The sequence below is a fragment of the Luteibacter yeojuensis genome (genome assembly GCF_000964085.1).
Lineage (GTDB): Bacteria > Pseudomonadota > Gammaproteobacteria > Xanthomonadales > Rhodanobacteraceae > Luteibacter > Luteibacter yeojuensis_A.
Map to the genome: position 1 here is coordinate 16,644 of NZ_JZRB01000015.1, position 13,145 is coordinate 29,788.

The 13,145-nt window shown below is 69.6% G+C and carries 12 protein-coding genes; all 12 read right to left on the reverse strand.

Annotated elements, in window-relative coordinates:
* Positions 1-2: 2 nt before the first annotated feature.
* The 12 genes from hrpB to gspE are packed head-to-tail and all read right to left on the reverse strand — an operon-like array spanning position 3 to position 13,102.
* Positions 3-2,513 (reverse strand): ATP-dependent helicase HrpB, encoded by a 2,511-nt coding sequence (gene hrpB / locus VI08_RS07730; RefSeq protein WP_045828996.1) that lies wholly within the window; start codon positions 2,511-2,513, stop codon positions 3-5.
* A gap of 30 nt (positions 2,514-2,543) precedes the next feature.
* Positions 2,544-4,706 (reverse strand): type II secretion system secretin GspD, encoded by a 2,163-nt coding sequence (gene gspD / locus VI08_RS07735; RefSeq protein ID WP_052697766.1) that lies wholly within the window; start codon positions 4,704-4,706, stop codon positions 2,544-2,546.
* Between the two features lie 42 nt (positions 4,707-4,748).
* Positions 4,749-5,522, reverse strand: a complete 774-nt coding sequence (locus VI08_RS20800) for a hypothetical protein (protein ID WP_052697767.1) — start codon at positions 5,520-5,522, stop codon at positions 4,749-4,751.
* Positions 5,519-6,133 carry a type II secretion system protein GspM gene (gene gspM / locus VI08_RS07745; RefSeq protein ID WP_045828997.1) on the reverse strand — a complete coding sequence of 205 codons (615 nt, stop codon included), beginning with the start codon at positions 6,131-6,133 and terminating at the stop codon, positions 5,519-5,521. Before gspM ends, VI08_RS20800 begins: the two co-directional genes overlap by 4 nt.
* Positions 6,130-7,314 carry a type II secretion system protein GspL gene (locus tag VI08_RS07750; RefSeq protein ID WP_045828998.1) on the reverse strand — a complete coding sequence of 395 codons (1,185 nt, stop codon included), beginning with the start codon at positions 7,312-7,314 and terminating at the stop codon, positions 6,130-6,132. Before VI08_RS07750 ends, gspM begins: the two co-directional genes overlap by 4 nt.
* Positions 7,311-8,165: a general secretion pathway protein GspK gene (locus VI08_RS07755; protein ID WP_045828999.1), complete on the reverse strand. Its 855-nt coding sequence runs from the start codon at positions 8,163-8,165 to the stop codon at positions 7,311-7,313. Before VI08_RS07755 ends, VI08_RS07750 begins: the two co-directional genes overlap by 4 nt.
* A complete protein-coding gene (locus VI08_RS07760) occupies positions 8,162-8,827 on the reverse strand; it encodes a prepilin-type N-terminal cleavage/methylation domain-containing protein (protein WP_045829000.1) in 666 nt (221 codons plus the stop codon). The genes VI08_RS07755 and VI08_RS07760 overlap by 4 nt, the downstream gene beginning before the upstream one ends.
* Complete coding sequence (locus VI08_RS07765) at positions 8,824-9,249, reverse strand: prepilin-type N-terminal cleavage/methylation domain-containing protein (RefSeq protein WP_045829001.1); 426 nt, start codon at positions 9,247-9,249, stop codon at positions 8,824-8,826. Before VI08_RS07765 ends, VI08_RS07760 begins: the two co-directional genes overlap by 4 nt.
* A complete protein-coding gene (locus tag VI08_RS07770; protein WP_045829002.1) occupies positions 9,246-9,692 on the reverse strand; it encodes a GspH/FimT family pseudopilin in 447 nt (148 codons plus the stop codon). Before VI08_RS07770 ends, VI08_RS07765 begins: the two co-directional genes overlap by 4 nt.
* Positions 9,693-9,713: 21 nt before the next feature.
* Complete coding sequence (gspG, locus tag VI08_RS07775) at positions 9,714-10,139, reverse strand: type II secretion system major pseudopilin GspG (protein WP_084621367.1); 426 nt, start codon at positions 10,137-10,139, stop codon at positions 9,714-9,716.
* Positions 10,140-10,166: 27 nt separating this feature from the next.
* Entirely contained in the window at positions 10,167-11,384 is a 1,218-nt protein-coding gene (gene gspF, locus VI08_RS07780) for a type II secretion system inner membrane protein GspF (RefSeq protein ID WP_045829003.1), read from the reverse strand.
* A gap of 2 nt (positions 11,385-11,386) precedes the next feature.
* Positions 11,387-13,102, reverse strand: coding sequence for a type II secretion system ATPase GspE (gene gspE / locus VI08_RS07785; protein ID WP_232309491.1), 1,716 nt, complete (start codon positions 13,100-13,102; stop codon positions 11,387-11,389).
* Between the last annotated feature and the right edge of the window lie 43 nt (positions 13,103-13,145).

Consider the following 13,145-nt stretch of genomic DNA (forward strand, 5'->3'; position numbering starts at 1 on the left):
GCTCAGGTGCCGCGTGGCTTGGCGCGGTGGGTGGCGGTGGCGGTCCATGGGTCGTCCGGCCACGGGTGCTTCGGGTAGCGCCCCTTCAGCTCCTTCTTCACTTCGGGGTAGGTGCGGTCCCAGAAGCCGGAAAGATCCTGCGTGACCTGGATGGGGCGCCCCGCGGGCGACAACAGGTGCAGCATCACCGCGATGCGGCCATCGCCCACGCGGGGCGTATCGGCCAGGCCGAACAACTCCTGCAGTTTGACGGCGAGCACGGGCGGTGCGCCGGGGTCATCGTCCCGGGCGCCGTACTCGAGGCGGCGCGCCATGCCGCTGGGCACCACCATCTCGTCGGGCGCGTGCGCATCCAGTGCCCGGCGCTGGTCGTAATCGAGCATCGCCGCGAGGGCGTCGGAGAGCTCGGCGGGCTGGATCGCTTCGAGCCGCCGTTTGCCGGAGAGAAACGGCCCCAGCCACGCCTCGAGTGTCCGCGCCAGCGCCATGTCGCCGACATCGGGCAGCTCGAGCTCAGGGCGCCATGCGCGCAGGGCGCCGATGCGTGCGCGCAAGCGACGGGCGTTCTCCGTCCACGGCAGGCTGCCGACGCCGCGTGAACGGATGGCGGCGAGCATGGCGGGCATCGCGTCGTCGCCGCTGACCGGCACCGGCTTGCGCGACACCACGAGCGCGTCGAAGCGCCGCTCCTCGAATGCATCGGCGATGTGGCGCTCGTCATCCCAACGCAGCACGCGCGCGGTGGTGAAACGGTCGGCATGCGCCTGCTCGAGGATGCCAGGGTCGAGCGGCGCCGCGGCGTGGATGAGGCTGTCGCGCGCGTCGAGGCGCAGGTCGATGACGACGAGCCAGGGCTCACCCACCAGCGCGCTGTTCTCGTGCAGGCGCGCGCCGCGGCCGTTCGCTAATTGATAGCGCGATGGCTGCGCATCGTCGCGCTTCGCCACGCGGTCGGGGAACGCGTGTGCCAGCAGGTCACCCACCGCGTGGGCATCGGGTACGCCGCTGGGTGCCGTCCGTGCACCCAGCCGACGCCGCCACCCCGCCGCGGCCTTGTCGATGGCCGCCAGCGCCCCGGCATCGGCGGACCCGATGCGCGCACCACGCGCACCGCCGTCGCGCCACAAGTGCAGTGCATGCACGCGCTGGCGGAAATCGTCGTTGCGCGACGCCTCCCCGCGCAGGGGCGAGCGCGCCTCGGCGAGCGCGAGCAAATCCGCGACCAGGGCGCGTTGGTCGGCATGCGCGCGCATGGCCGCGGCGCCGAGGCGTGGCGTGGCACCGAGCGTGAGCATCTCGCGGCCAAGCGCGGTGATGGCGGAAGCCTCGTCCAACGCGCCGAGGCGACGGAGCAGGTCGCGTGCCTGGCCCATCGCACCGGCGGGCGGCGCATCGAGCCAGGGGAGTGCTTCGCTGCCCCACCCCGCCAGCTCGAGCGCCAGCCCGGAGAGTTCCGCCTGCTCGATCTCGGCCGTGCGCGACGGCTCAAGGCGGCGGCCCTGCGGCCACAGCCGGTAAGCACGCCCCTCGGCCACGCGGCCGGCGCGACCGGCGCGCTGGTCGGCGGATGCCTGCGAGATAAACACGGTCTCCAGCCGCGAGAACCCGGAGGCCGGATCGAAGCGCGGCTCGCGTGCCTGGCCACTGTCGACGACGGCACGGATGCCCGGCAAGGTGACGCTGGATTCCGCGACGTTCGTGGCCAGCACGACGCGGCGCGCGCCCGGGTCGGCCGGCGCCAGCGCCAGCTGTTGATCGGCCAGGGATAACTCGCCGTGCAGGGCGACCACCTCGGTCGTGTCATCCATGCGCTCGAGCATGCCGCGCACGCGCTCGATCTCGCGGCGGCCAGGCAGGAACGCGAGCACGTCGCCCGCGTTTTCGCGCAAGGCCAACAGCACGGTGCGCGCCAGGTGCTGCTCCATGGTTTCCTGCGCGCGTGCGGGCGGGTACACCACCTCGACCGGGAAGCTTCGCCCCGGACTGGCCAGCCGTGGTGCGTCGAGCCACTGCGCGATGCGTTCGCCATCCAGCGTGGCCGACATCACCAGCAGGCGCAGCTCGGGCCGCAAGCTGGCCTGCACGTCGAGCGCAAGGGCCGCGCCAAGGTCGCCCGCGAGGTGGCGCTCGTGGAATTCGTCGAACACGATGGCGCCCACGCCCTCCAGCGAAGGGTCGTCCTGGATCATGCGGCCGAGGATGCCCTCCGTGACCACCTCGATGCGCGTGCGTGGCCCCACGCGTGATTCAAAGCGGATGCGGTAACCCACCGTGGCGCCGACCTCTTCCCCCAGCTGGCGCGCCATGAAGCCGGCGGCGGCACGCGCCGCGATGCGACGCGGCTCCAGCATCAGTATCCGCTGGCCGCCCAGCCAGGGGGCGTCGAGCAACGCCAGTGGCACCTGGGTGGTCTTGCCCGCGCCGGGTGGCGCCTCGAGGACAAGCCGCGGCCGCTCGGCGAGCGACGCGACGATATCCGGTAACAGCGGTGTAATGGGGAAGACGGGAGTCATGCCCTACGTATGGTACGCAAGCTCCCGTCATCATGTCCCCTCCTCCCCAGGTACGGCGCCAGGCGCGGCGCGCTCCTTATCCGAGAACGGCGCGAGCGAACGAAAGCGCTGCCGGTAATCGTCGGCCACCCGCCGTGCATCCTCCGCGTTCGTGATCACTTTCGGGGTGATCAACACGATCGTCTCGGTGCGCTGGTTGTTGTCCCACTGGTTGCCGAACAGGCGCCCCAGCACGGGCACGCGCGATAACCAGGGCACGCCGCTGCGGCCGTGCGCCCCCATTTCCCGGATAAGGCCACCCAGCAGCACGGTCTGGCCACTCTGCACGGCCACCTCGGTATCAAGCGTGCGCTTCTCGATCGATGCATTGCCCGAGGCACCCGGCACATCGCCTACCTTGCTGACCTCCTGCTTCACATCGAGGTAGACCAGGCCGCCGGGGTTCACGCGCGGACGCACGCGCAGCACCACGCCGGTCTTCTTGTAGGTCACCTGGCCCACCTCGTTGCCGTTGCCCGCCTGCGCGTTTACATAGGTCTGCACCACGGGGATTTCGTCGCCGACGCGGATCTCCGCCTTGCGGTTGTTCACCACGACAAGCGAGGGCGCCGACAGCGTGCGCGCATGGGTATCCTCTTCCATCGCACGCACCAGCGACTGGATATCCTTGTTGACGAAGGAATAGAAGAACGTATCGCTTCCGCCTGTTTTCGGCGGGTTTCGGCCCATGCCCCACGCCTGCTTGTTGCCCGGCTGCGTCGGCGTGCCACTGCCGCCGCTGCCTGCCAGCCCTTCGAGGTACCACTGCACGCCAAAGCGGAAGTTATCCTGCAAGGCCACCTCGAGGATGCGTGTCTCGATCTGCACCTGTAGCGGTATCGCATCAAGGCGGTCGATGGCGGCGCGGATGGCGGACCATTCCGACGGCCGCGCATGCACCATCACCTGGTTGTTCGCCTCGACCGCGGCGATGCGGATGCCGTAGGCCGGGGCGGGTGGCTCGTAGAAGCCGGCGTCGCCCATGCCTGCATCGCCGGCCACCTGCGCCTCGTCGCGCGCATCGTCATCGCCATCACCGGTGAGCGTGCTGGCGCCAAGCCCAGGCCCCACCGCGCCACCACCCACCTGGCCGCCGCCCACGTAGCCGCCGTAGATCTGGCCGAGATGGCGGGCGACATCCCCGGCAGGCAGGTTGCGTATATCGTGGACGTAAAGCCGCGGTTCGTTGCCGCTACCGCGGTCCATGCGCTCGATCCACTCGCCCACGCGGGCCAGCAAGGCGGGCTGCGTCGCGATGACGACGATGGCATTGCTGCGCTCCACCGGCAACAAGCGCACGGGGCCCGGTGCCGATGCCTTGCCGTCCGTACCAAAGACCGACTCCAGCCCCGGCAACAACTCTTTCGTGGTCGCGTTCGTGAGCGGGAACACGCCCACGGACATGCCCGCCACCCAGTCGACGTCGAAGGTCTCGATGCTGGCGGCGTAATTGTCCAGCTCGCCCGGGGTGCCCGCCATCACCAGCAGGTTGCGCGTGGGATCGACGAGCAAGAGCGCATCGGCGGCCATGAACGGCCCCAACAGCTTTTCCATCTCCTTCGCCGCCACGAAGCGTAGCGGGAACAGGCGCGCGGCATGCCCGGCGCGCGGCGCGGCCGCGGCCAGCCGGGGCACGAGCTGGCCCGCCACCGCGTCGCGCCGCGGCACCACGTCGTAGCGGCCCTGCCGCTTGATCAGCGCATTACCGGTCCACGCCAGCAGCGTTTCCAGGATGGGCAACGCATCCTCGCGCGCCACCGGCTTCGCCGTCGAGAACGACACCGTGCCACCCACGCCAGGCATCACGCTGTAATTCGCGTCGAGGACGTCGGCCAGGATCGCGCGGACCACCGATTCGATGGGCTGGTCTTCGAAATTGAACGTGAGCGCGCCGGGGCCCTGCGCAGGGCTTCGCGGCGCGGCCGACGAGCCGGGGCGGATGAACTGGCCCGTTCCGGCGAGGATGGGGGATGGCGCGGCGGCGGGCACGGCGGCGGCCGCGTCGGGTGCCATGGGGAGGGGAGCCGGCACGGGACGGGCGAGATCGTCCAGCGCCTCGCGCTCCAGGTTGCCAGCCAAACGCGAAGGGGCCTGCGCGCAAGCGGTGGCCAGGATGGCCGCGAGCGCGGCCATGCCGAGGGGTGTGGTTTTCATCTACGATGCCTCTATCCGTGAGGGTGCGCCCTTGGCGCGGGGTTAGCGGGTGTCCTGTTGCCTCTGTTGCTGCTGTTGCTCCATGCGGCGCCGCTGCACGGCCTGCTTCAGTGCCTCGATGCGGGCGCGCTGCAAGTCGGCGTCATCCTGCCGTGGCGGCGCGTTGCGCGCACTGCCCGACGCGGGCGGGTGCGGTAGCGCGGGGCCCGTCATGCCACTGCCCTGCTGCTGGATGACGCGGACACCATCGTCCGCCGATGCCTGCGCGGGGCGAGGTGGCTGGCCGGGCGGCGGCTGCGTACCGGGCGCCCCCGGCTTCTGGTTCGCGAGGGGGTCGGGCGCGGCCACTTTCAGCGTGAGTTCGCGGCGCTGGCCGCCGTTGTCGAACACGGCGCTGCGCGGCGAGAGCTCCGCGAGGGTCCAGTGGCCATCCTGTAGCGCGGCACCCTGCTTCACGCGCACGGTGGTGTCCTTGCTGCGATCGCGCAGCAGCGCCATGCGCAGGCCATCCGTGACGATGATGCCGGTGAGCTCGAGGTCGCCGATGTTGCTTGAATCATCATCGCCGCCCGCGTTCGCCACGGGCTTGCGGTCGGCCATGAACAACGGGCGTTGCCATGTCTCGGCGAACGAGGCCAGCGGCGTCGGCGTCGGCATGGCCGCCGCGCGCATGGGCGGCAGCGGCTCCGGTGCGGCGGGCTCGTCCCAATGCACGCCGCGGCCGACGCCCATGGCGAACGCCGCGGTGGTGCAGGCGAGCGCGATGGCGATACCGGCGAGGATGGGAGTCAGGCGGCGCTGGCCGGCGGCGTTCACGAAGCCGCCTTTGCCGAGCGCGCGGCATGGATGTAGCCCGACACGGTGAACTGCACTTCGAGCGGCGCATTACCGCCGTTACGTGCGGCCACCGGGTTGCGGTAGATGCTGAAATCCTCGACGAAGAGGTAGGGCGCCTCGTCCTCGATATCGTGGAGCACGGCGGCCATGGGTTGCATCTGGCACCGCAGGCTGATGTTCACCGTCACCTTGCGGTACGGATCGCCGGCTTTCTCCTGTGCTGGGACGGGCATCTTCTGCACCACGTCGCAGGCGCCATCCTCCTTGTGCGCGGCGGCCACGTCGACGATGCGCTGCATGAGGCCCGCGGCGGCGGCATTGGTGTCATCGCCGGCGAGGAACGCGTCGCTGCGTGTCTGGCCCTGCTCCACCGAGGTCAGGCGCTTCTCAAGCTGCGGCCGCTCGGCGATGGCCGCGGCGTAGCGGCGTTGCGTATCGCGCAGGTCGTCCATCTCGTCGCCCATGGCCAGCTGCGGCGCGACGAACCACCAGTGGATGAAAAGGAAATAGCCCACGACAAGCACGACGAGGAGCAGGAGCAGCGCGGCGATGCGTGATTCGCCAGGCTTCATCTTCGTGACGGTGATCATGGCGCGGCCCCCTTCGCGGATGCCGCGCGTGCCGGTGCCGTCGCGGGCCGGGCCGCGGCGACGGGCTTTGGCGTGATGGCCTTGGCCTGCATGTAGAAGCGCTCCTTGCCTGAGGTGGGGTCGGCCTGGATGGTGCCCTGGAAGCTCGGCTCGGCGATGGTCTTAGCGCCCTTCAATGCATCGATAAGGCGCGCCGCCTGCGGGCTCTGGCCCTGGAAACCGATCTGGCCGGAGGCATTGAGCGTGAAACGCTCGAGCCAGGTGTCGTCGGGCAGGCGCGCCGTGAGCTCTTGCATGACGGGCAGGATGGCCGGTGATTCCGCCTTGCGCTTTGCGAGGAAGCCCGACGCACCAGCGCTTTCGGTGAGGCGCTGCCGAAGCGCCGAGACACGCTTCGCATCGCCCTGCATGGCGTCGACCTCGCTGCGCATGGCGTCGAGCGCGGCGGCACGGTTATGCAGCCAGGTGGCCATGGCGGCGATGAGCAGCACCAGGATGCAGATGGCCAGGCCGAGGTTGAGCCGGCGCTGGCGATCGATGCGGCGCGGCGCGCGCTGCGGCGGCAGCAGGTCGACGCCCGCCAGTGCGTTGCCCTGCGCCACGTCGACGCGATCGGGCGTGATACCCAGGCCGGCGAGTTCATCGAGCAGCGGATCAAGCATGGCGCGCGGCGTGGCGGCCAGCTCGGCGGCGAAGCGGCCTTCGCCCACCGGCTCGCCGAGATCGCGGACACCGAAGTGCACATCGTCGGCGCGGAACGGCGTCTGCCTGTCGAGATCGAAACCCACCACCTGGCGGAGGTTGTCGCGCGCCGCGACGGGGAGCACGAGGCGGCGCCGAAGTACATTCGCCGTGGGCAGCACAAGCGCGACGCGGCGGTCGGCGGGGTCGGCTTCGGCCAGCACCCGCGCGAACTGCCCGCTGCGATGGTCGATGGCATCGGCGTCGGAGGCCGTGGCCAGCGCGAGGGTTTCGCCGGCACGGCGCAGCACCCACGCGCCATCGCGGCGCTCGATGATGTACCAGCGCTGGCCGCCGGCGAACGCATGCCGCCAGCGCGGCGGCACGAAACCGGCGAGCTCGCCACCCCACCAGCGCAGGAAACCCGGTAGCGCGCTGCCGCGCCACGCGCGGCGCAGCTTGTCGAGCTGGAGCTGGGAGGCGTCCTGCAGGGCCGTCATTCGGTATCTCCTTCGCGCCAACGCAGGATCGCGTAGGGCTGATTGCCGGATCTTATCCCACGGAGCCGGATCGTTGATGTAAGGGAACTTCTCGTTCCGTCGTCAAGGATCGCCTCGGCGTGGATCGTGTGGGTGACACCGTTGCTGCCCGCCGCCAGGCCGCCGCCTTGTGCGCGCGCCGCCAGGATGGCATCCGCGCCGCCCGCGCCCAGGCCCGGGATGGCGGCGAGCGCGAGCGGCTGCGCATGTTCGGTATTGGGGCGTTCGCGGCCTGACCAGATGGTGAGCGCCGGCGCCACGGCGGCCCACAGTGTTTCGTTCATGCCGAGCACCATGCGGGCCTCTTCCACCGTCGCGAAAGGCCCGTTGCGCGGGCCGTAGTCGAGGCCGGCCGCTTCGTACTGCGGCCGCTTGGCGCCGTTGGGCAGCGCCTCGTCGCCGGGCCGGCGCCAGTCCTGCACGGCCGCGGACAACTTGCCGGCCTGGTCATCATTGGCGCCCGCGGCCTTGAACAGGCCGGCCAGCACATCGGCGGATGCCGCGTTGAGATCGACTTTGCCATCCTCATCGACGATGGTGATGTTGATCTTCGCGTCGTCGAAGGTGAACTGGTACGTGCGGCCATCCGCGATCCAGCGTTGCTGTGGGTCGGGCGTTTGCAAGCCATCGATGGCGCGCATGATGCCCGCCTCCGCCGCGTAGTGCGCGCGTGTCTGCGCGAACTGGTAACGCGCCTGCAGGCCTTCGGTGCGTGCCAGCGCGGCGAAGCCACCCAGCATGATGGCCAGCAGCGTGCAGCCCCACAGGACGATGAGCAGGGCGACGCCGCGTTGCACGGCCGGGCGTTTCATCGCAGCCCCTGGGCGCGGTTGCCGCGCAACATGTTGAAGCCGTTGCGGGATGCGGAGGGGTCGATGCGCAAGGGCGCCACCAGCGTGGGGAATACCGTGCCGCCGTCGACATCCAGCGCGATGCGCACCAGCGATGGCGTGCGCCGCGCATCGGGCCACGTGCCCTGCCAGTCGGTGGGCTTGTTCTGGTCGTCGGTGCCGCGATAGCTGAAAGCGCCCTTGCGGATGCCGCGCAGCAGCACCTGTGGTTCGCCGATCAGCTTGGGCTCCGTGCCGTCGGGTGGCAGCAGGAACAGGCTGACCTCGAGTCGGTAGGCGTCGCGGCCATCCTCCACCAGCGCCACGGTCTGCAGCTGCGGGCCAAGCCGCGACAGATAGCCCGGCATGGGCGCGACGAAACTCAGCTTGTTCGCGGCACCGGTGAACACGATCGGATCGCCATCATCGGTTTCGCCGAACGGCATGACCAGCGCCTGCGCAAGCTCGCTGCGCAAATAGGCCTGCGCCGAACGGATCTCATCCATGCGCTCGATGGCGCGGTCACCACTGCGCACGATGCGGCCCGCGGTGCTGATGCCCGAATACACGCCGAGCAACACGATGGAGAGCAGCGCCAGCGCCGCGAGCACTTCCATCAGGCTGAACCCGTGCGCGCGCCTCACTGGGGGCCATCCTGCGAGCCCATGAGGCGCAGCGTGGAAAAGTGCGCGCGGCGCTCGTGGCCGTCATCGCCCCACAGCACGTCGAGGTCCAGGCGGTACATGCGGCTGGCGGGCGCACCATCCTGCGGCACGTTGCCGGTGGCGAAGGGCGCCACGGTCATGCGCCAGCGGTAGGTGTCGTCGAAGCGACCTTCGCTGCTGCCTTCCTGGATCGGGTCCATGATGAACGCGCCATCGAGCAAGCTGCGCGCACGCAACGCGGCCTGCGTGCGTTCGTTGGCGCGCGCGGTGAGGCTCATGGCGCTGCCCGCCACCTGCATCAACGCGGCGAACGCGATGGCCAGCACGGCGATGGCGGCGATGACCTCGAGCAGGCTGAAACCACCCGCGCGCCGCCGGTGCAGGGGGCCGGTGCGCCTCATCGCGGCGCCACCACGCTGACGCCGCCGGTGAGCCAGCCCACGTTGACGTGCCACTCGCGCTGGCCACGCTTCAGCGTGATGCGGCCGCCGGTGGAACTGCCATCGGGGAAGAAGCGGATGCGGCCCGTGGTGGCGTTGGCCTGGTCTTCGCGCGCGCTGGTGATCGCCACGCGCATGTCGCGCGGCAGGTGCACGCTGCCCTTGCCGGGCGGGCGATAGGTGGCGCTGGCGGTATCCACCTCGAGCGCCTGGCTTTCGCCTTTGACGATGGCTTGCGTGCGCGTATAGCGCAGGGCGGCGGCCAGCTCACCGCTGGCCGCGTTGACGCGCGCACTGGCCAGGCCCTGCGTGACGGGGATGGATACCGCCGCCGCCGCGAGGCCGATCAGCAGGATCACGGCCAGCATCTCGAACAGCGTGAAGCCGCGATCGCGCATGGCCATGGCCCTGCCGGACGGCGCGCCTTACTGCCAGTTACCGACGTCGGCGGAGTAGCCGTCGCCACCCGCCTTGCCGTCCTGGCCGAAGAACACCAGGTCGTACTGGCCATGCTCGCCCGGGAACCGGTAGCCGAACTCATGGCCCCAGGGATCCTTCAGGTCGGACGGCTTGGCATACGGGCCCTGCCAGTTCTGGGCGTCGGCGGGCTTGTTGACCAGGGCATCGAGCGAGGCCGGCGGGGAGCCGTTGTCGAGCGAGTAATTATCGATCTTCTGCGTGAGCGTGGTGAGCTGGGCCTTGCCGGCGCCATACTTGCCCTTGTCGACGTTCTTGCCGACCTGGGTGACGACGATGGCACCGATGATGCCGATCAGCACGATCACCGCGAGCATTTCCAGCAGCGTGAAGCCGCGGGCGTGGCTGTGCCGGAGGGTACGGGTCGAACGCATGGGCAGAACTCCTGTGGAACGGATCGGTCAGTTGATGTTGCTGGTGAGGCTGAGCAGCGGCAGCAGGATCGCCGCCATGATGAAGGCCACCATCACCGTCATGACGATGGTCAGCGTGGGCACCAGCGCCGCCAGCAGGCGATCGATGGCGCGCTTGGCTTCCACGTCGAACGTATCGGCCACCTTCAGCAGCATGGTGTCGAGGGCACCGGCCTCCTCGCCCACCTGGATCATCTGCAGGGCTAGCCGCGGGAACCTCTCGGTCTGTGACAACGCGCTACCCAGCCCCGTTCCGCCTTTCACCCGGTCGGCAGCCTGTTCGAGCGCAAGATCCAACGCGCGGTTGCCGGTGACCTGGCGGGCGATGGCGAGCGCGCCCAGCAGGGGCACGCCGTTTTTCAGCAGGGTGCCCAGCGTGCGGGCGATGCGCGCCGTCTCCACCTTGAGCAACAGCGGGCCGGCCACGCGCATCGTCAGCAGGCGCGCGTGGAAGCGCAGCTTCGCGTCGGGGTCGCGCAGGCGCAGGTTGAGGAAGACGACGAGGACGACGAGCACCAGGCCGATCGCCCACCACCAGTCGCCAATGACGGTGCCCAGGGCCAGCACTACCTGGGTGATGAGCGGGATGGGCACCTGCATGTCGGCGAAGATGGGCACGAATTGCGGCACGACGTAGGCCAGCAGCAGCACGAGCGAACCCAGCACGCCCACCATGAGGAAGGCCGGGTAGATCAGCGCGTTGATGATGCTGCCACGCAACGCCTGCGCCCGCTCGAGGTAGTCGGCGAGGCGGCGCAGGGTTTCATCCAGCGAACCGCCGGCCTCGCCCGCGCGCACCAGGCTGATGTAAAGCCGGGGGAACACGCCGTTTTCTTCGTCGAGCGCGGTGGAGAGCGTGGTGCCGCCGCGCACGCGGTCGCGGATGCGCTCCACCATGTTCTTCGCCCGCTCGCCCTCGGGCAGGTCGAGGAGGATGCCCAGCGCACGGTCGAGCGGCTGCCCCGCGCCGAGCAGCGTGGCGAGCTGGTGGGTGAACTGCGCCAGCTGATCGCCGGTGAACGGCCCCTTGCGGAACAGCGCGCCGAGGCCACCACCCGAGGCCTGCCCATCGGCCGGCGCCGCCTCGAGCGGCACATGGCCCTGGTCCTGCAGGCGCGCCACCACGTCTTCGACGGACGAGGCTTCCATGCGGCCGGCCAGGGTTTCGCCGGCGGCGCTGATGGCGCGGTAGCGGAACTGGCCCATGCTCAGGATTCCTGCGTCACGCGCAGCACTTCCTCGATGGTGGTGACGCCCGCCACGGCCTTGGCCAGGCCGTCCTCGTACATGGTGCGCATGCCTTCGGCGCGGGCCTGGCGCTCGATCTCGCCGGCGTCGGCCTTCTGCATGACGAGGCGGCGGATGGGGTCGCTCATCACCAGGAACTCCATGATGGCGCGCCGGCCGCGGTAGCCCGTGGGGTTGGCCGCGCTGGAGCCCGGCTTCCACAGGCGGATGGGCCGTTCATCGGTATACCTGTCGAGCTGGAACTGCTCGATGACCTCGGGCATCGCCTCGTAGGCGACGGCGGTTTCAGGGTCGAGGCGGCGCACCAGGCGCTGCGCCAGGATGCCGTTGACGGTGGAGCCGAGGAGGTAATCCTCCACGCCCATGTCGAGCAGGCGGGTGACACCGCCGGATGCGCTGTTGGTATGCAGCGTCGACAACACGAGATGGCCCGTGAGCGCCGACTGGATGGCGATGCGGCAGGTTTCCAGGTCGCGCATTTCGCCGATCATGATGACGTCCGGGTCCTGGCGCACGATGGAACGCAAGGCACCCGCGAAATCGAGGCCGATCTGCGGCTTCACCTGGATCTGGTTGATGCCCTCGATCTGGTATTCGACCGGGTCTTCCACGGTGATGATCTTCACGTCGGGCGTGTTGATCTGCGACAACGCCGTATAAAGCGTGGTGGTCTTGCCCGAACCCGTGGGGCCGGTGACCAGCAGGATACCGTGGGGGCGGTCGAGCACCTCGACGAAACGATCGCGGAAGCTGTCGGTGAAGCCCAGCGATTCGAAATCGAACACCACCGATTCACGGTCAAGGATACGCATCACCACCGACTCGCCGAAGCTGGTGGGCACCGTGGAGACGCGCAGGTCGAGCTCCTTGCCCTGCACGCGCAGTTGGATGCGGCCATCCTGCGGCAGGCGGCGCTCGGCGATGTTCAGGCGGGCCATGATCTTCACGCGCGAGATGACCGCGGCGGTGGAGCTGGAGGGCGGCGCTTCCACTTCGTGCAGCACGCCGTCGATGCGGTAGCGCACCTTCAGGCGGTTCTCGAACGGTTCGATGTGCACGTCGGATGCCCGCTGCTCCACGGCGCGCTGCAGGATCAGGTTGACGAGGCGGATGACCGGTGCCTCGGACGCCAGGTCGCGCAGGTGCTCGACGTCGTCTTCCACCGCTGCGCTGCCATCCAGGCTCTCGACGATGCTGCCCATGGCCGACCGGCCCTGGCCGTAGTAGCGCTCGACCAGGTCATCGATTTCGGAACGCAGGCCCACGCGCAGCTGCACGTCGCGGCCCGTCGCCAGGCGCACCGCCTGCAGGGGGTAGGGGTCGGCCGGGTCGGCCACCAGGAGGGCGACGCCATCCTCGCCCTCGCGTACCGGTACGACGTGATACTGCTTGAGGAACCGGTGGGAAAGCTCGACATCCGCGGGCGGCATGTCGGGGGCATCCTTGGCGGCCAGCAGGGGCAGGCCCAGCAGGGCGGCCCAGGCATCGGCAAGGTCGCGCTCGGAGACCAGGCCCAGCCGCGCCATGAGCGCGGTGAGCGTGCCCTCGGGCGTTTCGTCGTGGAGGCGGCGGGCCCGGGCCAGGTCGGTGTCCTTCAGGCGGCCGTGGGCAACGAGGTGCGCACAGACCTGGGCTTCGCCCGGTTCGCCGGTCAGCATGTCCCTATGCTCGGTCATTGCAGACATGCTCACTCACGCTCCGTTCGTCGAGGTATACGTG